This window comes from Aureimonas glaciei (genome assembly GCF_014643375.1).
Classification (GTDB): domain Bacteria; phylum Pseudomonadota; class Alphaproteobacteria; order Rhizobiales; family Rhizobiaceae; genus Plantimonas; species Plantimonas glaciei.
In genome coordinates, this window is the sequence record NZ_BMJJ01000005.1 from 65,530 (window position 1) to 89,743 (window position 24,214).

A 24,214-nucleotide genomic window follows, 5' to 3' on the forward strand; every position below is an offset into this window, starting at 1 on the left:
GCCTCCGATGGGTGTCCTTCATCCGCCAAGGCTAGACCCGTCGATGCCAGGCCTGCCTTGATGCAGGTCAAGCCATCGGACAGCGCGCGGCCAGGACGCACCGGGCAGTCGGGCGATCCCCCTCACCCGCTCGCCGGCGCGGCATAGCGCCGCCAGACGGCCTTGCGGATGCGGCGCCGGCTCTCCTGCGGCGGCAGTGCCGCGTCCGTCTCCACCCCTTCCACCTCCGAAGCCAGATCCTCGTCCCGGATCACATGCCGAAACCAGGCCGAATAGTCGCCGGCCTTCAGGTGATGCTCCCAGACCCGGTCGTCGACGTCGGCGGCGATCTCCAGGAAGCGATAGAGATTGTGGGCCGGGCGGTTCATCGTCTTGTGCGGGCCGCGAAAATAGAAGCTGTGGACGGTGCCGACGTCGCCGATCGCATATTTCCCGCGATGGCGGCGATGGATTTGCAGCGGCCCGGCAATCCGGACGCAGACGGGAGGCTCGTCCGCGCGCGGTCGCCAATAGAGCGCCTCCTCCGGGCCGGGCTCGACCAAAACCTTCGGCGGCGCGACGCCGATCGTCGCCGCGAGGGCCGCCAGCGCCGCGGTGGCGTCGGCCCCCAGCGCCACGACGACGCCGACCTGGCGCAGCACGTCGCGCGAGACCGCATGCGGATAGGCGGTGACGAGAATGGTGCCGGTCGCCGCGGCCAGTTCCACTCTGCTTCCGCCGGGCGCGGCGAACGGCAGCACCTCGTGCGCCTCATCGATCACCAGCCAATGCGGCCGGCCGGTGCGGGCCCGCAGCCTGTCGATCTGCGTCAGCATGGTCGCGGCCAGCATCCGCCGCTCGTGCACGGGCAGAGCCTGGCTGTTGACGACGAGGTTGACGGCATCGTCGTGCAGCAGCTTCAGGGCTTCGGCCGCCGGCGGCGGCGCGCGCAACGTGCCGATGAAGACCGCATGGTCGAGATCGACGTAGTCGCCCTCGGGGTCGATCACGCAGAACTCGAAACGCCCTTCCGCCATGCGCTCGGTCAGCGCGGTCGCCAGCCACGACTTGCCGCTGCACGAGCCGCCGATGATCAGCACATTGCCGCCGAAAGGGGTCAGGCGCACCGCCTCGCCCTGCCCGTCGGCTCCCAGGACGATGCCGTGCCGGGTCGTGGGCGCCAGTCCCGCATCCTCGCGGATCAGCCGATCGATCAATTCGGCGACGCCGGCGCCATGGTCGCCGGTCAGGCGAAGGTCGGCGCCATCCCGGATCGCGGTCACGGCATTGGCGACGGCGGCACCGCAGCCGCTCGCCGACAGCAGCGCGTGATCGTTCTCCGCGTCGCCGACCGCGACGACGTTGTGGGCCGACAATTCGAGATCGCGCAGCACGGCATGAAGGCCCGAGGCCTTGTTGACGCCGGGCGGCAGAATCATGATGGCGCCCTTGTTGAAGACGATCTGCAGTTCGAGCCCGGACTCGCGGATCGCCTCGAGGACCGCGCCCTGGTGCGGCTCCCAGGTGGCGACGATGCCGCGGCCGACGGAGATCGGCCCGACGCCCCTGTCGCGCAGCCTCTGCACGAAGTCCGGCGGGGGCGGCGGCGCCAGAAGCTGCTCGAGACCGCTGCCCGGATCGAAGAGAAGCGCGCCGTTCTCGGCGACGATGCGGTCGAACATCTTCGCCTGAGGGAAGATCGCGAGGAGATCGGGCAGTTCCCGCCCGGTGACCAGGATCGCCCGCCGCCCGCTCGCCTTCAGCCGCTGCAGCGCCTCCAGCGTCTGGGCGGCAACGATGCCGTCATGCGCCAGCGTTCCGTCGAAATCGGTGGCCAACGCCAGGAAATACATGGAGTGCCTTGAATCGAATGCCGGGCTTTGTTCCGCAGCTTGGCCCGGATCAGATGGCGCCGCCTTGATCTGGAGCAAGGCGCATCAGCGCCATATCCTGTAAACAGTGCTGAGACAGGCACTTGCCGTCGGGCTCGCGTTGCGAATGGCGTCGCCACGGCCCGGGCTCCGATCATATTTTCCCAGCGAGGCCACCGATGCATCGATCCCTCGTTTTCTGTCTCGGGATGACGGTCGCCCTCCTGGCCAGCCAACCGGCCCGTTCGCAGGGCGGCGCGCCGGACGAACGCGTCGCGCGGGGCAAGGCGCTCGTCGTCCTGAACTGCACCGGCTGCCATGCCGTTGCGGACGAGCCGCGCAGCCCCAATCCGCAGGCGCCCCCCTTTCGCACGCTGTCGGAGCGCTTTCCGATCGACGCGCTGGAGGAAACCTTCATCGGCACGATCGATACCGGCCATCCCGGCATGCCGGTCTTTGAGGCATCGCAGGACGAGATCGACGACATCGTCGCCTATATCGGATCGGTCATGGGCGATTCCGGTTCGGACTAGCGCCCGGCGCCGGAGCCAGGAAGAGCGGTCGCTTGCCCGCGCCCGCCCGTGCCCAGCGTGGATCCTGCGAGATCGTCTGGCGCGTTTGCCCCGGTGCCGAACCCGTCAGGCCGAACGTCGGGCCCTGATCCTCGGGCGGTGCAGCCTTCCCTTCAGGCGCCGGAGAAGGCCGCGCTTGCTCGGCAGCTCGAACATCTCGCTTGGCCCCTCGGGATCGAGGACCTCGTTGTCGGCGAGCCATTTTTCGACGTCGCTGAGTTCGGGCGTCTCGTAGGGACGCAACGACCGTCCCGTGCCGCGCAGGGTTTCGATCGTCTGGACGAGCGACCCCGTCTCCGTGACGAGGCGAGCGACACGGTCGACGTCGGTGCCCAGGTGCTCGGCGAGCAGGTTGTTTCGGAGCGCGATGATCGTCTCGCGCATGCTCTCATTGCCGGGCATTTCGACGTCGATGGTGACGTCGCATTCGGTGTCCAGGCGCAGCGAGCGGTTGTTCATGTTGGAGGAGCCGATCCGCAGGATCATATCGTCGATGATCAGGATCTTGGCATGCACGTAGATCGGCGCGCCGCCGTCCGTATAGGGATGGTAGATCCGGAAGCGGCCGCGCGGATCGCGGCGGCGCAAGGCCTCGTGCAGGCGCGCCCGCGCGGTGTCCATGGCGATCGGCTCGAGCCATCCCTGGGCCGTCAGCGGATTGATGACGACGATCTCGGGGCCGTCCTCCTCCTCCAGCCGTTTGGCGATCGCCTCGGCGATCCGCCGAGAAGCGAAATACTGGCTCTCGGCATAGATGAGGCGCTTCGCTCGGGCGATCTGGTCGAGATACAGGCGCTCGACCTCCAGAACCTCGTCCTGGCCGGTCATCGCCGGCAGCGAGCGAGAGGCGGCCATGGTGACATTCTCGAACTGCGCGGCAAGGCCCTCGGGCCAGCACGAAGCCGAATCCTCCAGCGCCGCCATGGGCTTGCCGCCTGCCCGGTGCCAGCGGTCGCGGGCGATCGTCGCCAGCACCTGCGCCATCGGCCCCTCGACGGCCGTCGTGGCATCGTGCCAGGGGCCGTAGAGACTGCCATTGGGACGGCGGCGACGCTCGTCGCCGTGGCGGTGCTCGCGCGTGTCCCAGCGATCCTCGGTCATGTCGATGCCGCCGCAGAAGGCAAAGCCATCGTCGACGACGACGATCTTCTGGTGGTGCGACGCCCCGGTGGGGTGAAAGCTGTCGAGCTTGGTGTGGATGCGCGGATGCGCCATCCACTTGAACACGGTGAAGATGGTGGAGCCCCGCGTCAGCGTCTTCAGCGCGCCGAGATCCCAGCGCAGGAGATAGACGTCGAGATGGGGATTGTTCTCGACCAGCCAGTAGATGAAGTCGCCGACCCGCTCGGGCGCCGCGTCGTCGCCGGTCCCCGCCCGCCCCAGCGTGATGCGGGCATCGAAATCCCAGCCGACGAGGACGATCCGGCGCCGGGCCTTGAGCATGGCGGCGCGGGCCCAGTGAAAATAGTCGTCGGCATCGATGATCACCGAGGCTCTGGTCGCCTCGGCCACGCGGAAACAGTTGTCGAGCGGGCGCAAAGGGCTCAGGCGGGTCAGGTCGTCCATGCGCTGCACATCGCTCCGAAGTTCTGCACGGCCCGGCCGGCATCCGGCAGGCTCGGCCCTTGCCCCCCGACATAAGCCGCACCCTGGCCCGGAACCAGTCCCGGCGCAGGTGCTTCGCTGCCGTCAGCGGTCGTGGGCGCGGCGGCAGACGCAAAAAGGGGCGGGCCCCACCGGGACCCGCCCCTCTCCTGCCGTCAGATCAGAGGTTGCGGTGGGCAGCGTCCGACACGTTGTCGGCGCCCTTCTTGACGGCGGCCTTGGCATCGCCGACCGCCTGCTGGGCTTCGCCCTTGATTTCCTGCGCCTTGCCGTCCGCCTGCAGCCGCTCGTTGCCGACCGCCTTGCCGGCCGCCTGCTTGACGTTGCCGGTGGCTTCGTTGGCGAGGCCCGAGATCTTGTCGGAAGTGCTACCCATCGTTCTTCTCCATCGGATACGGACATCAATGTCCTCGGCTTCCCAACGCGCCACCCGGCGGTTTGTTCAGCCGGACACATAATTGTTCGTCCGAACTTTCGTGCCTTGGGAAAGGCGAAGGCAGATCGGGAGGTGACGATGCATGGGCCCGCCGGCGCTCACGGCAGGGCGACACCAGGGCCGACGATGGGGTCCGCGGGAGATCCTCGAGCCGCGCTCTTCCGGCCGGAACCGGGGCCACGGACACAGCCCTTGCGGGAAACTGCCGGCGCCCGAAGGGGAAGACCGCTTTCGGCCTTTTCAGACGCAAGGTACTTGCCTATATTCCTTTTCGCTGGCGCAAGCCGGCTATGGCGATAAACCGCCGATGAAATAAGCCATTCGGACCCGGGGGCGGTACCCGGCGCCTCCACCTGAGTTCTTCCCCGAAGGATCGCTTCCTTCCCGCGAAGAGCTGAGGCGGGGGCGAAATAGGATCGACGAGGGTGTAAAGATCGGAACTTTGCTCGGCATTGTACCACCGTTATCGGGCTGTATCAGTAGTTGCCAATGACAACTATGCGGAAGCCCGTCTCGCAGCCTAAGGCTGTGCGATAGCTTCAAATCAAGTCCTGGGGGTTCGCACTCTCGGGCGGGGTCCGGAGGCACCTGGCAACAGAAGCCTCCACTCAATCTTCCCCGACCGGCGTGTCGGACCCAATGCGGAAAGCAGTCAGAGACCTCACGATGGGCCAAGATTTAATCCGCTACGATATTCTCGCCCAGGACGCCTTGCGCGGCGTCATCCGCAAGGTCTTGAACGAAGTCATCAAGACCGGCCTGCCGGGCGAGCACCACTTTTTCATCACCTTCCTCACCTCGGCACCCGGCGTGCGGATCTCGTCGCGGCTGCGGGAAAAGTATCCTGAGCTGATGACGATCGTCATCCAGCACCAGTACTGGGATCTCGCGGTCACCGACACGACCTTCGAAGTCGGCCTGTCCTTCTCCGACATTCCCGAGCGCCTGCTGATCCCCTTCGCGGCGATCCGCGGCTTCTATGATCCGGCGGTGAATTTCGAGCTGGAATTCGACGTTCGCGACGTCGAGGCGGCCAATGGCTCGACCGACGACGGTTCCGTGCCGCTTCCCGCTCCCGCCCTTCAGCAGGTGCCGAAGCCGCAGCGCGCTGCCGCGCCCTCCAAACTGCCGGCCAAGCCGCGCAAGGAGGACGCCGCCGAGAAGACCGACAATCCGGCCGCGACCGACAAGAAGCCGGCGGATGTCGTCTCGCTGGACGCGTTCCGCAAGAAGACCTGAGTCTTGGCGGAGATCGTCAATCTTCGCCTGGCCCGCAAGCGCGCTTTGCGGCGTGACGACGCTGAGAAGGCCGACGCCAACCGGATAGCCTTCGGCATGCCGAAGGCTCTGCGCGACAAGGCGGAGCGGGAGAACCGGCAGGCCGCGCGGGCGCTCGACGGGGTGCGCCGCGGCAATGTGGCGGATCCGGCCGGGGATGCTGGCAGCCGCGCATCGCCGCCGGCGGACGAACCTTCCTGAACCTCGCGCCTGCGGAGAGGCCGCCGGTATGATCACGGCGGACGTTAGATGATCGTCAAGCGATCCATCACCATCCGCGGCCACCGCACCTCGATCAGCATCGAGGACGCGTTCTGGATAAGGCTGCAGGCGATCGCCGGAGCCAGAGCCCAGCCGATCGCTGCCCTCGTCGCGGCAATCGATGCCGGCCGCGAGCCCGGCTCCAACCTTTCGTCCGCCGTCCGCCTCTTCGTGCTCGACGAGGCGCTCGGCCGGCACGCCTGAGCGGCCTGACCGTCGCGGGCGTCGGTGGCGCAGCACGACAGCTGGCGCAGCACGACAGGGGCGTTGATGCCGTGATGGCCGACCGCTGTCTGCGTGTCGGTGATCCCGTGAGTTCGATCAGCCTTCGCCGGTCTTCGAGACTGGGCCCGAAACGGGGCCGCAAAGTTCCGGGACAGATCCTGCGAAGCCGACGAGTGAATGCGGGATGGCGGATTCCAGAATCGCCGTCCCGCCTCAGAAATCGAGCGGATTGCTGACGCCGGGCAAGGACGGGAAGTCCTGGGAGGGCGTCTGCGGGCTCGCAGGGGCAGGCGCCGGCTCCAGGCGAAACGGCGGCAAGGCCGGCGATGGGGAACCGGAAGGCGTTTCAGCGGCGCGGCGCGCCTCCTCGGCCTGTCGGGACGCCGCCGCGGCGGCGCCAGCCGCTTCGCGGGCCTGCCGGGCCCGCTCGGCCTCCCTTGCCCGTGTAGCTTCCGCAGCACGCGCTGCCTCCGCCGCACGCGCCGCCTCCGCCGCGCGGGCCGCTTCTGCCGCCCGGGCCGCGGCCGCCGCTTCCGCCTCGCGCGCCGCCCGTTGGCGTTGCGCCTCCTCCGCCTCCCGAGCTTCGCGCGCGAGCGTCGCCGCGGCTTCCGCGGCAGCAGCGGCCTCGGCCGCCGCCCGCTCGGCCTCCACCCGCTGCCGTTGCAGGCGCAGCTCTTCGGCGGCGTCCGTCGCCGCCTTCGCCGTCTCGGCCGCCAGACGCTCGGTCTCCCGCCAGCGATAGTAGCGGGCCTCGCGGCGAAGCCGCAGCCGCTCCTGCAGCGCTTCCTGCATGGCCTCCACCCGTGCCTGCTCGCGCTCGAAGGCGCGCACCGAGAGATAGCTCGCCAGCGGCTGGACGTCGGCCGTCAGGGTGGGGCCGGACAGCGGACCGGACAGGCGATAGAGAATCGCCGGCTCGGCACCCTCGATCGCCTCGTCGCCGGGATCGAGCGCCAGCCGCAGGCTGGCATCGATGCCGAGCGTCTTCAGGTCGATCGATCCGTCGCCGCCGAGGGTCTCGCCGGTTCCGGCCAGGCGCGTGTTGGCGAAGCGCGCCACGCCGCCAGCGACGGAGAACTCCGCCCGGAGATTCGGCACGGGGTAGCGCGACCCCGTCCGAAGATCCGCGACGAGGCCGGCCGTCGTCTCCGTTCCCGGCGCAAATCCCTCGGCGTCGGCGGCGGTCAGCAGCGGGCCGAACATCCCAGGCCGAATCCCGGCAAAACTGCCGTCCTGGATGCGGACCGATCCGGCCCCGGTCAGCGCAGAGACCAGACCCGCATAGGACTGGCCCGTGCCATCCAGCGACAGGCTGGCATCCAGAGTCCCGTCAATGCCCGGCAGGCCGGCGTCACCCGCCTCGTCGTCGCCGCTGCGGCCCTGCGCCAGGGTGCCGAGGTCGATGCCGTTGAACTCGGCCGCCAGCGCAAAACCGCCGACGCCATTGGCATTGCGCAGCGTCGCCGATCCCGAGACGTAGCCGCCGGAGAACGCGCCCTTCATCGAGGTCAGCTGCAGATTGCCGTCGGTCGCGTCGAGAGCCGCGCCGAAATCGCCGAGGTCGCGGCCGTTGCCAAGACGCAGCGTGTCCGCGCTGACCTGCAGGGCCAGATCGACCGGCGGCAGCAGCGCAGCCGTGAAGCTTTCGTCTGACCAGGCCTCGCCGCGCGCGGGCGGCCGGCCGTAGACGAGCGAGGCCAGCCAAGGCAGCGACAGGTCCGAGACATAGACCTCGCCCGTCAGGGGCTCACCGGCCAGCCGCTGCAGCTCGGCGCTGACATCGGTGCCGGCGATCTTTCCCGACACATTGCGCAGGTCGAGCGTGTCGCCGGCAAACGCGACCTGGCCGCCGAGATCGACCGGCAGGACCTCCAGCGCCGATTGGCCCAAGGCGATGCCGGTCGTCATCAGGAGCGGCGACAGGTCGTCGCTGCGGGCGTTGACGCCGAAGTCGGCGGCCGTGATCCCGGTGGCGGCGACCTCGAACGTGCCCTCGGCCGTAAAGGCGGTGCCGGGCGCGCGCAGGGCGGCGCTGGCCGCCACGGGGCCGGTCTCGCCGGCCGAGAGCGCCACCGTCAATGCCAGAGGCGAAGGGGACGGCACCGGCAGGGACTCCAGCCCGAGCTGCGACAGGAGAACGGAGGGCGTGGGGCTGGTGAGGCCGAGATCGAGCCCGAAGCGGCCGCTGCTGCCCTCGGCATAGATCCCGTTGCCGAGCGCCAGCTGCAGGGTGATGGCGGTATCGGCGGCGGTGCCGTCCAGCGCGATGTCGAGCGTCGGCTTTTCGCCCGGCTTTTCCACCTGCGTCTTCACGCTCCCGGCCAGCGCCAGCGGTCCGAGCGTCGGCGCGCGAACCACCAGCGCGTCCAGCGCCGGGCTCGCCGGCAGCTGCGCCGCCAGAAATGCCATCGCCTCCGCCGGACGGGCGGAGGCCAGCTTGAAGGCCAGGCTTCCTTCCACGCCGGCCACGCCGCCCCCGAAGCCGCCGAGCGTGCCGGACAGCTCGACATCGGTCCCCGCGAGATCGCCGAGATCGAACCGCGCGACGCGCACGCCGTCGCCGTCATAGGCGAGATCGGCATCGATTCGGCCGGCGGCGACGCCGCGATAGGTCACCGGCCCGGCCGAGATCCGGACGGCCATCTTGCCGGCTTCGGCGAGCGAATCGTCCTCGCCGGTGAACAGCCGCGACAGCGCCAGCAGCGCGTCGAGATCGACCCGGCCGGCATCGAGCGAGGCGCTGAGCGCGCGCGCGTCGCGCGGCCCCGAGCGCTGCAGTCGGCCCTTCAGCGTGTCGCCGGCCAGGTTGATCTCGAGATCGCTGAACAGCTGCACGTCCGGCGTCAGGTCCACCGTCGCCGAAAAGCCCGCTTGCGGCAGCGCGCGGATCGCCGGATCGACCGATCCCGTCAGCCAGCCGGCAAAGCCAGAAGGCTGGCGCGAGGCGACGAGGAGATCGCCCTTGAAGCCGATCGACGACGCGAGGGTGACGACGCCGGTCGCCTCCATGCTGGTGCGCCCCGGCAGTTCCGCCACGAAGCGTGCCAGCGACCATCCGGTGTCCGTCGGCGAGGCGGTCAAGGCGACGTCGCGGATCGTCGTGTCGCCGGCCACGACCACGGGCAGCGCCAGCGTCACGCTTCCCGGCATCTGGGGTTTGGGCACCGCGGCGAGCACGGCCTGCGCCGCCGCCAGCCGCCGCTCGAAGGTGAGCGGCTCCGCCGAGGGCGTCGCCGCGTCGCTGGCGAGGCTGTCCACATCGACCTGCTCGCCTTCGAGATCCAGGGTGAAATGCGGCAGGCGGGCGAGGCTGACCAATCCGGACCCGGTCAGGATGTAGGGCGTCTCGCCGGCACCGGCGGCGACACGGATCTCGCTGAGATCAATCTTCGCCGGCGTCGCCACCAGCTTGGCGGCGGCATCGAGCGGCGGCAGCAGGCGCGCCCTCTCGGGCGTGGGCGCGACAGGCACGCCGTCGGCCGGCGGCTCGCTCGTCACCGGCTTCGGCAGCGGGCTGACGACCCGCATCGCGCCGGTGAAGGTCGGCAGGTTCTCCGTTACTGCCGCGGCGCCATCGAAGACGAGGCTGGCGTCCAGAACCGGCGAGTCGACGGTCAGCCGGAAAGGCAGGCCCGTTGTCTCCTGCACCGGGCCGCTGGCCAGGGAGAAGGTCAGCGTCTGACCGTTGGCCGCGAGCGTGCCGGATCCGGCAAAGGGCCCCTGCAGCGAGCGGGCGGACATCCGGGCGTCGACGTCGGTCAGATTGTGCACGCGGCCGGTGATGCCGTTTTCGAGCGAGATCGATCCATCGCGGATCTCGACATCGTCGAGAACGATCCGGGCATCGATCGGCAAGGCCGCCGTTGCGCCGACAAGCGACAAGCCGCCGTCCTGAGTCAGCGGGACGCGGATGTGCGGCCGGTCCAGTTGCATGGAGAAGATCTGGATGACGCCGGAAAGGTAGGGCGCCAGTTCCGCGTCCATGCGAAAGCCGGCGACGGTCATCAGCGGCTTGGCCGGATTGGCCGCATCCTCCACGACGACATCGGTGAAGGTCACCGAGGGGAAGGGAAGAATCCGCGCCGAGGCGGCGCCGCGCACGACGACCTTGTGCCCGACGATGGCCGAAGCCTCGCGCTCGAAATCCGCCCGGTAGGCGCTCCAGTCGATGAAATAGGGGGCGATCAGCACGCCGAGCAGCGCGAGGACTAACAGTCCGCCGATGGCGACGAAGCCTCTGACCAGGACACTCTCCTTCTCGTCCGTCCGCTTTGGCACGATCCGCCGCCCATCCGCAGCGGCAAGGCTGGCGCGTCTCGCACCGTCATTCCCTGCATGGAGCAAACGCCCAGCAAATCCTAGCGCACGACTCTACGGAATGGCCAGAAAGTGGCGATTTTGTCGATGCCGGCGGGAACTGCCGAACACAGCTCTATCAGGCCGGCATGAAGATCTTGCCGGGATTGAGGATATTGTTGGGGTCGAGCACCTGCTTGATCTGGCGCATGACGCCGAGCGCCTCGCCCAGCTCGTCCTGGAGATAGCCGCGCTTGCCCTGGCCGACGCCGTGCTCGCCGGTGCAGGTGCCGTCGTAGCGCAAGGCCCGCAGCGACAGTCGGGCGATGAAGGCCTCGGCGCGCTCGACCTCTTCCTCGTTCTCCTGGTCGAGCAGCAGCGTGACATGAAAATTGCCGTCGCCGACATGGCCGACGATCGGGCCGATGAGGCCGTGCTCGGCAATGTCGGCCTGCGTCTCGGCGATGCAGTCGGACAGCGACGAGACGGGCACGCAGACATCCGTCGCGATCGCCTGCGCGCCCGGGCGCAAGGTCAGGCTCGCCCAGTAGAAGTCGTGCCGCGCCTTCCAGAGTTTGGCCCGCTCCTCCGTGCGCGTCGAGCCGGCGAAGGGGCCGCCGCCGTTTTCCCCCGCGATCGCGGCAAAGAATTCGGCCTGCTCGGCGACCGAGGCTGCCGAGCCGTGCAGCTCGACGAAGAGACAGGGCGAGCGCGGCAGATCGATCTTGGAATAGGCGATCGAGGCCTCGATCGCCTCCGCGTCGAGGAGTTCGATCCGCGCCACAGGGATGCCTGACTGCACCGTCTGGATCACCGCATCGCAGGCTTGGCGCACGCTCGGAAACGGACAGACGCCGGAGAGGATGGTGTCGGGGATGCCGTAGAGCTTCAGGTTCAGCTTGGTGATGATGCCGAGCGTTCCTTCCGAGCCGACGAGGAGGCGCGTCAGGTCGTAGCCGGCCGATGTCTTCTTCGCCCGGCGCGCGGTGCGGATAATGCGGCCATCCGCCATGACGGCGGTGACGCCGATGACGTTGTCGCGCATGGTGCCGTAGCGCACGGCGCTGGTGCCGCTCGCCCGCGTCGCCGCCATGCCGCCGAGGCTGGCATTGGCACCGGGATCGATCGGGAAGAACAGGCCGGTGTCGCGCAGCTGCGCGTTCAGCGCCTCGCGGGTGATGCCGGGCTCGACGGTGACGTCGAAATCCTCCGGGTTCAGCTGCAGGATCTTGTCCATCCGCGACAGGTCGAGCGAGATGCCGCCGAAAGGCGCGTTGACGTGGCCCTCCAGCGAGGAGCCGATGCCGAAGGCGATGATCGGGCAGGCATGCGCGTGGCAGACGAGGACGACGTCGCGCACCTCTTCCTCGGTCTCGGCGAAGAAGACGGCATCGGGCAGCTGGTTCGGGATATAGGTGCGGGTGTGGCCATGCGCGCGGCGCACATCCTCGCCCGTCACGAGACGTTCGCCGAACCGCTGTTTCAGGAGCGCGACCGCGGTCGCCGTGCCGTGTCGCGGCGGGGAAATCTCGCGCCTGATGTCCGCCAGAGTCATCGCCCGTCCCCTCGTAACTTTTCCCTTCGCCCGCAATGCCATAGACCGGCGGGGTTCCGCCAGTGCCAACCATAAGGGTAGAGATGACCGAGACTGTTCCCCACCGCTCCTCGCCGCTCCGCATCCGGCCGGAATGGATCGACTACAACGGCCACCTGAACCTGGCCTATTATCACGTGCTGTTCGACCAGGGCGCCGACGAGGAACTCGCGGCACTCGGACTCGGCCCCGACTATGCAAGCAGCCGGGGCATGACGACCTATGTGGCGGAAAACCACGTCTGCTATATCAGGGAGGTGTTCGAGCGCGACAGCGTCTACGTGACTGGCCAGATCGTCGACTTCGACGAAAAGCGCCTGCACATCTATCAGGAGCTCCGCCATGCCGACGGATGGCTCGCCGCCACGCTCGAAGGCCTGGTGCTGTCGATCGACATGTCGGGCCCGAAGGTCGCGCCCTGGCCGGCGGACATTCTCGCGGCCATCACCGAGGCCGCGGGCAAGGACGCCCTGCTGCCGCGCCCGGAGCGGCTCGGACGCTCGGTCGGCATCCCCCGCAAGCCCGGCTGAGCCGGCAGCCCCCGATCGAGGCGACCATCGAGGCGACCCTGGCCTCAGCGTTCCGGCCACCAGGCCGCCAGCAGTCCCGGCCGGGCGCCGCTCAAGGGGTCGACGTCCGGTACCTCCAGCGCGTCGATCGCCCGCCGCGCCGCCTCCAGCGTCATCGCGCCGGCCCGCACGATCGTCCCGTCCTGGCCCGGCGGATAGGCGCCGACGACCTGGAAATCCGGCGAACCGGAGAGCCTGCGATGGCCCACCCCCGCGGGGATGAAGACGGCGTCGCCGGGCTCGAGGGTCACCGCCGTGCCGCGATCCCCGCCGAAGCCGATACTGGCCTTTCCGGCCACGCACACGAGCACCTCGAAGCCGGTGACGTGGAAATGCCAGTAGTCGTAGATCGTGTAGGTCCACGTCCCCTGCCAGCCGTTCTGCCGCAGCTGCGCGTGCAAGGCCGCCGGCGGCAGGGGCGGATCGATCGCGCCGGTCGCGACGATCAGCGGCAGCTCGCTGTTTGGAATTCCGTCCGCCACATCGGGCTGGAGATGGACCCGCCGGGAAGAAAGCTTCGTCATCCGAGCTTCGCCTTCAGGAAGTCGACCGTCCGCGTCCAGGCGAGGTCGGCGGCCGCCTTGTCGTAGCGGGCGGCGGAGGTGTCGTTGTTGAAGGCGTGGTTGACGCCCTCGTAGACATGGATCTCGTGCTCGACGCCCTCCTTCTCGAGCGCCGCCTTGTAGGCGTCGATGCCGGCATTGATGCGGGTGTCGAGCCCGGCATAGTGCAGCATCATCGCCGCCTTGATCTGGCCGACCTCGGCCGCATCGGGCTGCCTTCCATAGTAGGCGACGCCGGCCTTGAGATCGGGATCAGCGATGGCGAGGTCGCTGACGAGGCCGCCGCCCCAGCAGAAGCCGATCGCCCCGACCTTGCCGTTCACCCCGTCCGCCTGGCGCAGCCAGGCCTCGCTGCCGACGGCGAGCGCCTTCGTCTGCTCGGGATCGAGGGCGCCGATCAGTTCGCGCGCCTTGTCCTCGTCGGGCGGCGTGCCGCCGGCGGTGGACAGGAAGTCCGGCGCCAGCGCCACGAAACCTTCCTTGGCGAGCCGCCGGGTGACGTCCTGGATATGGCCGTTGAGGCCGCGGTTCTCGTGGATGACGATGACGCCGGGAAACGGCCCCTCCCCTTCGGCGGGCCTGGCCAGATAGGATTTCATCTCGGTGCCGGCAGCCTCGTATGTCGCCCAGACTGCCGTCACCGCGGGATCGTCGGGCGCGACGACCGCCGCCTTCGCGCTGGAGGCCGCCAGAAGCGGCGCCACGGCCGCGGCCGCGGCGGCCGAGCCCGCAAGACCCGTCAGCTTCTGCATGAAGCCGCGGCGGTCGAGCGTCAGATGCGTGTATTCGTCGTAGGCGTCGATCATCGCCTGGGTGATCCTCGTCCGGCTCATTCCTGTTCCTCCCCGTCTGTTGGCGGTCCTGCCACCGGCTCCGCTGCATCAGCGGGAACAACGGCAAGTCGGCGCGTTCGTTGCCCGACGATGTGCTGCCGGGCGATGCCCCTCGCTACCGCCGTCCCGCTTGTCCCGGGTTCCGGCAGGCGGCAAGTCGATCGCCGCGTTCCCCTAGTGTTCCCCGCGGGATCGATTAGATAGGAAGTCATGAGCGATTCCAACGATCCGACCCGGCGCGAGCCGAAAGAAGCGGCGGCACGCGGCGGCGGCATTGCCGCCCGCGCCCTGGCAGCGCGCGGCCAGCGCACGCCCGACTATCTCGAAGGCCTGAACGCCGAGCAGCGCGCTGCCGTCGAGGCGACGGAGGGCCCGGTCCTGGTGCTGGCCGGCGCCGGCACCGGCAAGACGCGCGTGCTGACGACGCGCATCGCCCACATCCTGTCGACCGGACGGGCCTATCCCAGCCAGATTCTGGCCGTCACCTTCACCAACCGCGCTGCGCGCGAGATGAAGACGCGCATCGCGCTCCTCGTCGGCGAGCAGGTCGAGGGCATGCCCTGGCTCGGCACCTTCCACTCCATCGGCGTCAAGATCCTGCGCCGGCATGCCGAGCTCGTCGGGCTGAAATCGAACTTCACCATCCTCGACACCGACGACCAGATCCGCCTGATCAAGCAGCTGATCCAGGCCGCCAATCTCGACGACAAGCGCTGGCCCGCCCGCGCCTTCGCCGGCCTCGTCGACGGCTGGAAGAACAAGGGTCTGACGCCGAAGGACATTCCGGAGGGCGATGCGCGCGCTTTTGCCGACGGCAAGGGGCGGATGCTCTACCAGGCCTATCAGGACCGGCTGGTCAGCCTCAACGCCACCGATTTCGGCGATCTCCTGATGCACCCGATCGCCATTTTCCGCGCCCACCCGGACGTGCTCGCCGAATACCACCGCCGCTTCCGCTACATCCTCGTCGACGAGTACCAGGACACCAACGTCGCGCAATATCTCTGGCTGCGGCTTTTGGCGCAGCGGCCGAAGGCGCGGGGCGATGCGGCGGGCAAAGCGCCAGCGGCGGCGGCCCGTTCCCCCGTCCTTCGACAGGCTCAGGATGAGGGGGCTGCGTTTGCGCCTCGGGATGCGGAAATAGACTTCGCTGAGCGTCCGGATGGGTATGAGGATTTTGAGGACGAGCAGGAGCATCTGACCGGCGCGCCCCTCTCCGCAGACGAAAGAGATTTTGCGCCACCGTCAGGGTTCCCTCATCCTGAGCCTGTCGAAGGACGAGGGGACCCGGAACCAGGCTTCTATCCTTCCCTTGGCGACGACGAGAACATTCCCCCGCCCTGGGGCGAAGCCTCCGGCACTGGGCCCATGATCGCGCCCGCGCGCGTCCCGCAGGAGACGGCACCGCAGCAGAAGTCGCCCCCGCGCGAACCCGCCACCGACACTGTCAACATCTGCTGCGTCGGCGACGACGACCAGTCGATCTATGGCTGGCGCGGCGCCGAGGTCGACAACATCCTGCGCTTCGACAAGGATTTCCCCGGCGCGACCGTCATCCGGCTGGAGCGCAACTACCGCTCGACCGCCCACATCCTCGGCGCGGCGTCGCAGCTGATCGCGCACAACGAGGACCGGCTCGGCAAGACGCTGTTCACCGACCATGTCGACCCCGAGCACGACAAGGTGGAGGTGAACGCCGGCTGGGATTCGGAGGAGGAGGCGCGCGGCGTCGGCGAGGAGATCGAGCAGCTCCAGCGCAAGGGCCATCTCCTCAACGACATGGCGATCCTGGTCCGCGCCTCGTTCCAGATGCGCGAGTTCGAAGACCGTTTCGTCACCATGGGCCTGAACTACCGCGTCATCGGCGGCCCGCGCTTCTACGAGCGGCAGGAGATCCGCGACGCGCTCGCCTATTTCCGCTGCGTCGTGCAGCCGGCCGACGACCTCGCCTTCGAGCGCATCGTCAATACGCCGAAGCGCGGCCTCGGCGACGCGGCGCTGCGGCTCCTGCACGACTACGCCCGCGCCAAGGGCATCCCACTGATGGCCGCGGCCGAAGCGATCAGCGCCACCGAGGAGCTGAAGCCGAAGCCGCGGGCGGCGCTGCGGACGGTCGTCGCCAATTTCCAGCGCTGGGCCGGCCTCGTCGCCACGATGAAGCACACCGATCTCGGCGAGATGATTTTGGAGGAATCCGGCTACACCGAGATGTGGCAGAACGACCGCTCGGCCGAGGCGCCGGGCCGGCTCGACAACCTCAAGGAGCTGATCCGCTCCATGGACCTCTACGACAATCTCGGCGGCTTTCTCGAGCATGTGTCGCTGGTCATGGATGTCGATCAGAACGCGGCCATGGATGCCGTTTCGATCATGACGCTGCATTCGGCCAAGGGCCTGGAATTCGAGACGGTGTTTCTGCCCGGCTGGGAGGAAGGCTTGTTTCCGCACCAGCGCTCCCTCGACGAAGGTGGCCGCTCCGGGCTCGAGGAGGAGCGGCGCCTGGCCTATGTCGGCATCACCCGCGGCAAGAAACGGGTCAAAATCTGGTTCGTCTCCAATAGGCGCATTCACGGCCTCTGGCAGTCGACCATTCCCTCGCGCTTTCTCGACGAACTGCCGGAGGCGCATGTCGAGGTAAAGGAGCCGTCGACCTCCTATGGCGGCTATGGCGGCGGATCGCGCGGCTACGGCGCCTCGCGCTGGGACGCCGACGCCTTCTCGACCACCTCCTACCAGACGCCCGGCTGGAAGCGCGCCCAGGCCGCCCGCGCCGGCGAGACCGGCGGTGGGGGCCGCGACACCGCCTGGGGCTCGCGCTCCGGGCCAAAGGACCACGGCATGAGCTATGGCGAGGGCGGCGTCAGCGGGCCAAACCCGCGCGCGCGCTCCGATGTCTCCGCCAAGGCCGACCGCTATGCCGCCGAAAGCGCCCGCAAGGCCGGCATGGACGAGTATTCGCAAATCCCGCCCGACGAGGACGCCTACGACACTCCGGCCCGCGACAATCCGCGCGAAGGTTTTGGCGGCCGCATGGACCGCAGCCACAACCAGGCCCCGCGGCGGGGCGCCGGCCTCTATTCCTCCGCGAAATCAGGCGGCCCGCGCGAGATCCAGGGCGAGCTCGTCGCGAAATCGGTGATGACGGAGGAAAGCCGCTTTTCCGTCGGCGACCGCGTCTTCCACCTCAAATTCGGCCCCGGCTCCGTCGTCGCCGTCGAGGGCAACAAGCTGACGGTGGATTTCGACAAGGCTGGGCAGAAAAGGGTGCTGGAGGGGTTTTTGCAGGCGGCGTGAGGCGGTGGTGCCGGGCCGGCTGCGTTTCAGCCGGAGCTGCGAAACGGAAAGCTCACCTGGGCACGAAAAATCCCGTATCGAGGGCTCTCAAGGTTTCCCGAGCGTCGGCGTCATAAGGTGGGTATCCCCAGTCTCGCAACTGCTCCAAAACACGTCGCGCTTGAAGCGGAGCCACAGCCAAGGTCGCCCTCGCGGCATTCAGCCGAACCCTCAGATTTTGGTGCTCGTAGAGACCCGTCAGCAAATTTCGATGATCGCCCGGTCTGCTGCGCAGTTCGTCGACGATGGCGACTTTCTGCGTGAACAGACGATTGAAGGCTCTGGTATTGCCTTTGAGCTCGGCATCGTCCTGCTTCAAGGCTATTTTGACGAACTCATCCAACAGATCGGCATCGTCCCATGTCGGAACAGCACGGACTGTCATCGCCACATGACTCCTGGGTAGTGGGCCGGTTGACGACACTGAAGCTTGAACGCTGCGTCGCAGCAATAGCGCCTGGCGGCAGCCCCCTGTTGCGCTAAGTCAGGCTGACGAAGCGCCGCCCCCATACCGGCGCCCATCCCCGATTCTGCGAGCAGGCCATGCCCAACATTCCCGCCGCCGCCCCGCGGCTCCGCCACGCCGTCGACGGCGCGGGTCTCGGGGCCGGGCTGACCGTGCTCTTCGCCTTCGCCTGCGGGGCGCTGGCGGCCAATCTCTATTATGCGCAGCCGCTGGTCGGGCTGATCGGCGACAGCGTCGGGCTGGATTCCTCGGCCGAGAGCTGGATCGTCACGGCGTCGCAGATCGGCTATGGCGCCGGCCTGATCGCGCTGGTGCCGCTCGGCGATATCTTCGTCAGCCGCAAGGTGATCCTCGCCACCATGGCGGCGAATGTCGCGAGCCTCCTCGGCCTGGCGCTCGCGCCCGGCCTCTTCGCGCTGTTCGCGCTGACGCTCGTCGTCGGCGTGACCTCGGCGGCGGCGCAGTTGCTGGTGCCGCTCGCCGCCTCGATGGCGCCGCCCGAGCGCCGCGGATCGGTGGTCGGCAATGTCATGAGCGGCCTCCTCGGCGGCATCCTCCTGGCGCGGCCGCTGTCGAGCTTTCTCGCCGAATACATCGGCTGGCGCGGCGTCTTCGGCGCCTCGGCCGCGGTAATTGCGGCGCTGCTCGTCGCCGCCTTCTTCCTCCTGCCGTCCCGCCAGCCCACGGCGACCAAAACCTATGGCGCGCTGATCGGCTCGCTCGGGCGCCTCTTCGTCGACCAGCCCCTGCTGCGGCGCCGGGCGCTTTATCATGCCGCCATGTTCGCCAGCTTCTCGCTGTTCTGGACCGGCGCGCCGCTGATTCTCCTGGCCGAACCCTATGGCTTCAGCCCGAGCGGCGTCGCGTTGTTCGCTTTGTCGGGCGTCCTCGGCGTCTTCGCCGCGCCCATCGCCGGGCGGCTGGCCGACCGCGGCCACAGCCGCACCGGCACGATCGGGGCGATGCTGGCGGCGGTCGTCGGCTTCGGCCTCGCTCTGTTCGGCGAGACCTCGCTCGCCGCGCTCGTCGTGGCCGGCATTCTCGTCGACCTCGGCGTCCAGGCCAATCTGGTCATCGGCCAACGCGAGATCTTCGCGCTCGACGAAAGCATTCGCAGCCGGCTGAACGCCGTCTACATGGCGACCTTCTTCGCCGGCGGGGCGATCGGCTCGGCGCTGACGAGCCCGGTGTTGCACGCTTTCGGCTGGAAGGGCGTCTGCATCCTCGGGCTCGGCTTTCCCGCCGTGGCGCTCGGCTATTTCCTTCTCGGCGAGCGCCGCCCCGGCTGAGGCGGCGACTGGCGCAAGGCGTCGCCGGTGACTATGATCGACCCATGTCGCGGCCCAACACCCATCGCCTGTCGCCTCTTCCTCTCATTGGCGTCCTCGTCGCGCTTTGCGCCGTGGTGGCCCTGGCCGTCGCCGGCTGGGCGGCGCAGGGCGAGGCGATCTTCATCTCGATGCTCGAGGCCGGCTGGGGCAACTGCTTCTGACACCGATCGCCGCAGGCGAGGCTCCGGCCGGCATCAGGCTTTGCGCCGTGCGGGCGGCTGTTGTATCGCCTGTCGCAACCACGCGCGTCGGCCCTTCCGGCCGCGGACGGGCAGGAGAACAGACGATGCGCGGCATGACGATATTCCGGATCGGCCTCTGGGCGGTGATCGCGCTCTGCGCGGGCGCCGCCATCTCGCTCTATCTCGGGCAGGGCCTCGGCCCCGACGGCGAGCAGGCGGCCTATGGCACGCCGTTTAAGCTGACCGACCAGAACGGTGCCGAGATCACCGAGGCGGCCTTCCTCGGCAAGCCCTCGGCGGTGTTCTTCGGCTACACCCACTGCCCCGACGTCTGCCCGACAACCATGGCCGAGCTCGGCGGCTTCCAGAGCCAGCTGGCGGCCGAGGGCAAGGCGCTGAACGTCGTCTTCGTCACCGTCGATCCCGAGCGCGACACAGCCCCCCTCCTGAAGGACTACGTCTCGGCGGTCTCGCCCGATGTCACCGCCATCACCGGCGACCCCGCCGGCATCGCGGCCATGCTGAAAGGCTGGGGCGTCTACGCCAAGCGCATCGGCGAGGGCCCGGACTATCTGATGGACCACACCGCGACGACCTTCCTCCTGGATTCCAAGGGCCGCTTCTCCGGCACCATCGCCTATGGCGAGGACCCCAAGACCGCCAAAGAGAAGCTCGACCGCCTCGCCACCCTCTGACACCGGAAGCCCCTTGACCCAGACCCGCTACCACCTGCGCACGACCAAGGCCGAGGCGAGCCGCATCTTCGCCGCCTGGGACCAGGCTTTTGAGGACGAGGACGCCCCCGTCGGCGTCGCCGAGATCGACGAGGCCGCCGACATTCACGAGGTCTCGGTCTATTTCGACGACGAGACCGGCGGCGCCGCGCGCCTGGCCGACGTAGAGGCGGCGCTGGACGGCATCCAGCATCCGGCGATCGCGGTGGAAGCCATTCCCGACACCGACTGGATGAAGGAGGTGTTGGCCGCGCTGAAGCCGGTGCGCGCCGGCCGCTTCATCGTCCATGGCGCGCATGACCGCGGCATCATCCGCGCCAACGACCTGTCGATCGAGATCGAGGCCGGCCAGGCCTTTGGCACCGGCCATCACGGGACCACGGCGGGCTGCCTGTCGATGATCGATATCCTCGTCCGGCGCCGGCGCCCGCTGAATGCGCTGGACCTGGGAACCGGCAGCGCGGTGCTCGCCATCGGCATTGCCAAGCTCGCCCGCATTCCGGTGCTGGCGACCGACATCGATCCCGTCGCGGTCGAGGTCGCGCAGGAAAACGTCGTGAAGAACGGGGTGTCGAACCTGGTGAAGACGGCCGTTGCCGTCGGCATGCAGTCGCCGGCGATCCGGCTTGCCGGCCCCTACGAGCTCATCGTCGCCAACATTTTGGCGCGGCCGCTGATGGATCTTGCGCCCGCCGTCGAGGGCCAGTTGGCGGCAGGCGGCGACATCGTGCTGTCGGGCATTCTTGAGCGGCAGCGGCAGGCGGTGCTGTCGGCCTATCGCACCCAGGGCCTGTACCATCGCCAAACGCTGCGGCGCGGCGAATGGGTCACGCTGCATCTGACACGATAGATGGCGGGTCAGCAGTCGGCCGCCGCCTTGTCGATGCGCGGGGAGAAAGGTCGGGCTTCGCGTCTGCGCCCGAGCGGCAGAGCCGGTCGGCTGGCGCTTTTAGCCGACTAGCCGCCGACGCAGGCGCGCGATCGCTCATGACGAGTCACTGCGACGCGTCTGACAATGTCATCTGGAAAAGTCTGAAGAGGGCGCCGCTGCCATGACGGCGCGGCGACCGGCTCAGCTGCGCTCGGGCGCGCCGGCTTCGAACAGCGAACGGCGGTCCATGTCGGCGAGATCGAAACGATCGTGGCCCTGGACGGACAGGTTCGAGATATAACGGCGGGCCTGCAGGTGGCGGGCCTCGATCAGACGGTCGAAAGCGCTGCGCAGAACGCCCTTGGCGTTGGAGCGCGACAGGCTGGGCTGGCTGATGGAAAGGGTCGTCATGGTTTGAACTCCTGGATTGGCTTCGAATCGAACCTCCTGAGGCCAATATGATCACTCTGCGGACTCTCCGGTATCCCGGCTGCCGCATAGGTCCCCCGCGCATGCTGCAATGCAATAAGTCGGGGGTGGTCATACTTCGTTCATCATTACCGATTTCCCATGAGAGGGCCGCCGAGCGGCTCGCCGCAGCCGCTGGCCATCCCGACCCGGAATATGGTCTATGCAGCCGTTCGGCCCGCCTCTTCCGCGGCGACCGGCAGGACGGACGGGAGGCCCCATGTTCCAGAATTTCGACGACGCCATCGACTTCAGCCAGAGCGCCGGACGCGTCGAGCGGCTGCGGCGCATCCTCGCCGACCAGGGTCTCGACGGCTTCGTGGTGCCGCGCGCCGACGAGCACCAGGGCGAATACATTCCCGATTGCGCTGCCCGCCTCGCCTGGCTGACCGGCTTCACCGGCTCGGCCGGCTCGGCGCTGGTCCTGGCCGACACGGCTTATGTCTTCGTCGACGGCCGCTACACGCTGCAGGTCCGCGACCAGGTCGATCTCGCCGTGTTCGAGCCGGTCTCCTCCGTCGAGACACCGCTCCCGGCCTTCCTCGAAAGCCAGCCGCGGGCCTTGCGGATCGGCATCGACCCCTGGCTGCACACGATCGGCGAGGTGAAGAAGCTGCGCGAAATCCTGGAAGCCAAAGGCGGGGCCCTAGTGGAACTCGCCGGCAATCCGATCGACCGCATCTGGAACGACCGGCCTCTAGCGCCGAAGGGTGAAGTCTCCCGCCATCCCGATGGCCTGGCGGGACAGACGGCCGAGGAAAAGCTCGCCACCATCGCGGCGGTCCTCGCCAAGGAAGGCGCCGACGCGGTGGTGCTGACCGATCCCGCGTCCGTCGCCTGGACCTTCAACATCCGCGGCGCGGACGTGCCGCACACCCCCCTGCCCCTGTCCTTCGCCATCCTGCATCGCAGCGCCCGTCCGCAGCTGTTCATCGACCCGGACAAGCTGTCGGCGGCCACGGGTCCCTATCTCGGCGGGCTCGCCGATCTCCGGGCGCCCGAAGATTTCGATGCAATCCTTTCGACGCTCGGCGGAAGGGTCGTCATGCTCGATCCAACGCTGGCCGCCGCACGCATCGCGACGCTGATCGAGGAAGCCGGCGGCACGGTCCGGCCGCGGCCCGACCCGGCCCGCTTGCCCCGGGCGATCAAGAATGCCGCAGAAATCGCCGGCAGCCGGGCCGCCCACCGGCGGGACGGCGCGGCGATCGTCGCCTTCCTGGCCTGGCTGGATTCTTGCGCGCCCGGCACCGTCACCGAGATCGCCGCCGCCGAAAGGCTCGCCGCGTTCAGGGCCGCCTTCGGCGAGGCGGACGGCATGGCGCTGCGCGACATCTCCTTCGACACCATCGCCGGCTCCGGCCCGAATGGCGCGATCGTCCACTACCGCGTCAACCGCGAGAGCGACCGTCTGCTCGGCGAGGGCGAGCTGTTCCTCCTGGATTCCGGCGCGCAGTACCAGGACGGCACCACCGACATCACCCGCACCGTGCCGGTCGGCACGCCGACCGAGGAGATGCGGCAGAAATTCACTTTGGTGCTGAAGGGGATGATCGCGATCTCCACCGCGCGCTTTCCCAAGGGCACGCGCGGCATCGACCTCGACCCGCTGGCTCGGATCGCACTGTGGAAGGCGGGATCGGACTACGCGCACGGCACCGGCCATGGCGTCGGGTCCTATCTGGCGGTGCATGAGGGTCCACAGTCGATCTCACGGCGTGGCATGGCCGTGCTGGAACCGGGGATGATCCTGTCGAACGAGCCAGGCTACTACCGCGAGGGCGCATTCGGCATCCGCATCGAAAACCTCGTGCTGACCGAACCGGCGACGGACATTAGTGGCGGCGACATGCCGATGCTGTCCTTCGAGACGCTGACCTTCGCGCCGATCGACCGGCGGCTCATCGTCCCCGCTTTGCTCGTGCCGGAGGAGATCGCCTGGATCGACGCCTATCACGCGGCGACGCGGGCACTTCTGTCGCCGCTCCTCGACGACACGGCGGCCGAATGGCTCGCGCAGGCGACGGCGCCGCTGCCGGCCTGACAGCCCGCCGTTCGCCTTACCAAGGGCGCATTCCACGCCCCCTGGGATGACAACGCGGAGGCGAGACGGTCCGTCTCGCCTCCGCTCATGTCACCGGCGCCTTAGCGGCAGAGTCGCCGCGGGCCGTGATAGGGCTGGAAGGTGCCGCTGCGCGGATCGAACGAACGATAGCGGGCGGCGCAATAGCGGTACCATTCCGGGCTTCGGACCGCGTGGCCATAGGCGGGCTCGCGATAGTACCGAGGCCCCGAATTGGCGATAGCCGCGCCGACGCCGAGGCCGATGATGGCCGCACCGATTCCGACCCCGTCATTGTAGCGCCGGTGATGGCGATAGTGACGCCCGCCATAATGGCGGCGGCCGTGATAGCGGCTGCCGTAAGCGGGTCTGCCGTAGTGGCGGCCGCCGCGGTAGAAGCCGCGGTGGTGAGAGCGCGCGCCATGACGGTAGTAGCGATGGCCGAAGTCGCGGGCCTCCGCCTTGGAAACGCCGACGATCGGTACGTTTGATGGAATGGCGGCGGGTACCACGGCCATGGCGACGGCGATTGCCAGCACGCGGCTGTGCAGGAAATTCGGAATGCGCATCCTTGCCTCCTCTGGGACTGTCTTCGTGCCAGAGAACATAGGTCAGCCTGAACCTTTGCTGAATGGGCAATGGCCGCCGGGGGCGGTCACGGCTTCGCGACGGCCCGATCGGCGGC

General features: G+C 68.5%; 21 protein-coding genes and 1 other RNA gene. 12 read left to right on the forward strand and 10 right to left on the reverse strand.

Annotated elements, in window-relative coordinates; genetic code table 11:
* Window positions 1–122: 122 nt before the first annotated feature.
* A complete protein-coding gene (locus tag IEX88_RS11995) occupies window positions 123–1,832 on the reverse strand; it encodes an HAD family hydrolase (protein ID WP_188850867.1) in 1,710 nt (569 codons plus the stop codon).
* A gap of 197 nt (window positions 1,833–2,029) precedes the next feature.
* Between IEX88_RS11995 and IEX88_RS12000 the strand changes: the two genes are divergently transcribed.
* Window positions 2,030–2,383: a c-type cytochrome gene (locus IEX88_RS12000; protein WP_244640104.1), complete on the forward strand. Its 354-nt coding sequence runs from the start codon at window positions 2,030–2,032 to the stop codon at window positions 2,381–2,383.
* A 105-nt stretch (window positions 2,384–2,488) separates the two neighbouring features.
* Here IEX88_RS12000 and IEX88_RS12005 read toward each other — a convergent pair whose 3' ends face one another.
* Complete coding sequence (locus IEX88_RS12005; protein WP_188850868.1) at window positions 2,489–3,988, reverse strand: phospholipase D-like domain-containing protein; 1,500 nt, start codon at window positions 3,986–3,988, stop codon at window positions 2,489–2,491.
* Between the two features lie 199 nt (window positions 3,989–4,187).
* Window positions 4,188–4,403, reverse strand: coding sequence for a CsbD family protein (locus tag IEX88_RS12010; protein ID WP_188850869.1), 216 nt, complete (start codon window positions 4,401–4,403; stop codon window positions 4,188–4,190).
* Window positions 4,404–4,696: 293 nt separating this feature from the next.
* Here IEX88_RS12010 and ssrA point away from each other — a divergent pair.
* The 4 genes from ssrA (at window position 4,697) to IEX88_RS12030 (ending at window position 6,206) form a co-directional block, all read left to right on the forward strand.
* Window positions 4,697–5,072: a transfer-messenger RNA gene (gene ssrA / locus IEX88_RS12015) on the forward strand.
* Between the two features lie 57 nt (window positions 5,073–5,129).
* A complete protein-coding gene (locus IEX88_RS12020) occupies window positions 5,130–5,702 on the forward strand; it encodes an SspB family protein (protein ID WP_188850871.1) in 573 nt (190 codons plus the stop codon).
* A gap of 3 nt (window positions 5,703–5,705) precedes the next feature.
* A complete protein-coding gene (locus tag IEX88_RS12025; RefSeq protein ID WP_188850873.1) occupies window positions 5,706–5,942 on the forward strand; it encodes a DUF4169 family protein in 237 nt (78 codons plus the stop codon).
* Window positions 5,943–5,990: 48 nt separating this feature from the next.
* A complete protein-coding gene (locus tag IEX88_RS12030) occupies window positions 5,991–6,206 on the forward strand; it encodes a ribbon-helix-helix domain-containing protein (protein ID WP_188850875.1) in 216 nt (71 codons plus the stop codon).
* A 234-nt stretch (window positions 6,207–6,440) separates the two neighbouring features.
* Here IEX88_RS12030 and IEX88_RS12035 read toward each other — a convergent pair whose 3' ends face one another.
* Entirely contained in the window at window positions 6,441–10,505 is a 4,065-nt protein-coding gene (locus IEX88_RS12035) for an AsmA family protein (protein WP_188850877.1), read from the reverse strand.
* Between the two features lie 157 nt (window positions 10,506–10,662).
* Window positions 10,663–12,078, reverse strand: a complete 1,416-nt coding sequence (locus IEX88_RS12040; RefSeq protein WP_188850879.1) for an FAD-binding oxidoreductase — start codon at window positions 12,076–12,078, stop codon at window positions 10,663–10,665.
* A gap of 83 nt (window positions 12,079–12,161) precedes the next feature.
* Here IEX88_RS12040 and IEX88_RS12045 point away from each other — a divergent pair, with 83 nt between their 5' ends.
* Entirely contained in the window at window positions 12,162–12,647 is a 486-nt protein-coding gene (locus tag IEX88_RS12045) for a thioesterase family protein (protein WP_188850882.1), read from the forward strand.
* A gap of 44 nt (window positions 12,648–12,691) precedes the next feature.
* Here IEX88_RS12045 and IEX88_RS12050 read toward each other — a convergent pair whose 3' ends face one another.
* Window positions 12,692–13,210: a hypothetical protein gene (locus IEX88_RS12050; RefSeq protein ID WP_188850884.1), complete on the reverse strand. Its 519-nt coding sequence runs from the start codon at window positions 13,208–13,210 to the stop codon at window positions 12,692–12,694.
* Window positions 13,207–14,082 (reverse strand): dienelactone hydrolase family protein, encoded by an 876-nt coding sequence (locus IEX88_RS12055; protein ID WP_188850886.1) that lies wholly within the window; start codon window positions 14,080–14,082, stop codon window positions 13,207–13,209. The genes IEX88_RS12050 and IEX88_RS12055 overlap by 4 nt, the downstream gene beginning before the upstream one ends.
* Before the next feature lie 210 nt (window positions 14,083–14,292).
* Here IEX88_RS12055 and IEX88_RS26830 point away from each other — a divergent pair, with 210 nt between their 5' ends.
* Window positions 14,293–17,376 (forward strand): ATP-dependent helicase, encoded by a 3,084-nt coding sequence (locus IEX88_RS26830; RefSeq protein WP_244640106.1) that lies wholly within the window; start codon window positions 14,293–14,295, stop codon window positions 17,374–17,376.
* A gap of 52 nt (window positions 17,377–17,428) precedes the next feature.
* Here IEX88_RS26830 and IEX88_RS12070 read toward each other — a convergent pair whose 3' ends face one another.
* Window positions 17,429–17,800: a DUF2019 domain-containing protein gene (locus tag IEX88_RS12070; RefSeq protein WP_188850888.1), complete on the reverse strand. Its 372-nt coding sequence runs from the start codon at window positions 17,798–17,800 to the stop codon at window positions 17,429–17,431.
* Between the two features lie 158 nt (window positions 17,801–17,958).
* On the opposite strand from IEX88_RS12070, the gene IEX88_RS12075 reads away from it, so the two are divergent.
* From IEX88_RS12075 to IEX88_RS12090, 4 genes are all read left to right on the forward strand, one after another.
* Window positions 17,959–19,170 carry an MFS transporter gene (locus tag IEX88_RS12075; RefSeq protein WP_188850890.1) on the forward strand — a complete coding sequence of 404 codons (1,212 nt, stop codon included), beginning with the start codon at window positions 17,959–17,961 and terminating at the stop codon, window positions 19,168–19,170.
* Between the two features lie 44 nt (window positions 19,171–19,214).
* Window positions 19,215–19,373: a hypothetical protein gene (locus IEX88_RS12080; protein WP_188850892.1), complete on the forward strand. Its 159-nt coding sequence runs from the start codon at window positions 19,215–19,217 to the stop codon at window positions 19,371–19,373.
* Between the two features lie 125 nt (window positions 19,374–19,498).
* A complete protein-coding gene (locus tag IEX88_RS12085) occupies window positions 19,499–20,089 on the forward strand; it encodes an SCO family protein (RefSeq protein ID WP_308423843.1) in 591 nt (196 codons plus the stop codon).
* A 13-nt stretch (window positions 20,090–20,102) separates the two neighbouring features.
* Window positions 20,103–20,978 (forward strand): 50S ribosomal protein L11 methyltransferase, encoded by an 876-nt coding sequence (locus IEX88_RS12090; RefSeq protein WP_188850894.1) that lies wholly within the window; start codon window positions 20,103–20,105, stop codon window positions 20,976–20,978.
* A gap of 222 nt (window positions 20,979–21,200) precedes the next feature.
* On the opposite strand, the gene IEX88_RS12095 is transcribed toward IEX88_RS12090, so the two are convergent.
* Window positions 21,201–21,410, reverse strand: coding sequence for a hypothetical protein (locus IEX88_RS12095; protein WP_188850896.1), 210 nt, complete (start codon window positions 21,408–21,410; stop codon window positions 21,201–21,203).
* Window positions 21,411–21,687: 277 nt separating this feature from the next.
* On the opposite strand from IEX88_RS12095, the gene IEX88_RS12100 reads away from it, so the two are divergent.
* The gene (locus IEX88_RS12100) at window positions 21,688–23,511 is read left to right on the forward strand and encodes an aminopeptidase P family protein (RefSeq protein WP_188850898.1); all 1,824 of its coding nucleotides are present in this window, start codon (window positions 21,688–21,690) and stop codon (window positions 23,509–23,511) included.
* 101 nt (window positions 23,512–23,612) lie between these two features.
* Here the strand turns inward: IEX88_RS12100 and IEX88_RS12105 are convergent, their stop codons facing one another.
* Entirely contained in the window at window positions 23,613–24,098 is a 486-nt protein-coding gene (locus IEX88_RS12105; RefSeq protein WP_188850900.1) for a BA14K family protein, read from the reverse strand.
* Window positions 24,099–24,214: the final 116 nt, after the last annotated feature.

Coding starts and splice junctions, on each gene's coding strand:
- IEX88_RS12020 (WP_188850871.1), top strand. CDS start 5,130: ATGGGCCAAGATTTAATCCGCTACGATATTCTCGCCCAGGACGCCTTG.
- IEX88_RS12080 (WP_188850892.1), top strand. CDS start 19,215: ATGTCGCGGCCCAACACCCATCGCCTGTCGCCTCTTCCTCTCATTGGC.
- IEX88_RS12075 (WP_188850890.1), top strand. CDS start 17,959: ATGCCCAACATTCCCGCCGCCGCCCCGCGGCTCCGCCACGCCGTCGAC.
- IEX88_RS12095 (WP_188850896.1), bottom strand. CDS start 21,410: ATGACGACCCTTTCCATCAGCCAGCCCAGCCTGTCGCGCTCCAACGCC.
- IEX88_RS12050 (WP_188850884.1), bottom strand. CDS start 13,210: ATGACGAAGCTTTCTTCCCGGCGGGTCCATCTCCAGCCCGATGTGGCG.
- IEX88_RS12040 (WP_188850879.1), bottom strand. CDS start 12,078: ATGACTCTGGCGGACATCAGGCGCGAGATTTCCCCGCCGCGACACGGC.
- IEX88_RS12000 (WP_244640104.1), top strand. CDS start 2,030: ATGCATCGATCCCTCGTTTTCTGTCTCGGGATGACGGTCGCCCTCCTG.
- IEX88_RS12055 (WP_188850886.1), bottom strand. CDS start 14,082: ATGAGCCGGACGAGGATCACCCAGGCGATGATCGACGCCTACGACGAA.
- IEX88_RS11995 (WP_188850867.1), bottom strand. CDS start 1,832: ATGTATTTCCTGGCGTTGGCCACCGATTTCGACGGAACGCTGGCGCAT.
- IEX88_RS12045 (WP_188850882.1), top strand. CDS start 12,162: ATGACCGAGACTGTTCCCCACCGCTCCTCGCCGCTCCGCATCCGGCCG.
- IEX88_RS26830 (WP_244640106.1), top strand. CDS start 14,293: ATGAGCGATTCCAACGATCCGACCCGGCGCGAGCCGAAAGAAGCGGCG.
- IEX88_RS12070 (WP_188850888.1), bottom strand. CDS start 17,800: ATGACAGTCCGTGCTGTTCCGACATGGGACGATGCCGATCTGTTGGAT.
- IEX88_RS12010 (WP_188850869.1), bottom strand. CDS start 4,403: ATGGGTAGCACTTCCGACAAGATCTCGGGCCTCGCCAACGAAGCCACC.
- IEX88_RS12100 (WP_188850898.1), top strand. CDS start 21,688: ATGTTCCAGAATTTCGACGACGCCATCGACTTCAGCCAGAGCGCCGGA.
- IEX88_RS12085 (WP_308423843.1), top strand. CDS start 19,499: ATGCGCGGCATGACGATATTCCGGATCGGCCTCTGGGCGGTGATCGCG.
- IEX88_RS12105 (WP_188850900.1), bottom strand. CDS start 24,098: ATGCGCATTCCGAATTTCCTGCACAGCCGCGTGCTGGCAATCGCCGTC.
- IEX88_RS12005 (WP_188850868.1), bottom strand. CDS start 3,988: ATGGACGACCTGACCCGCCTGAGCCCTTTGCGCCCGCTCGACAACTGT.
- IEX88_RS12030 (WP_188850875.1), top strand. CDS start 5,991: ATGATCGTCAAGCGATCCATCACCATCCGCGGCCACCGCACCTCGATC.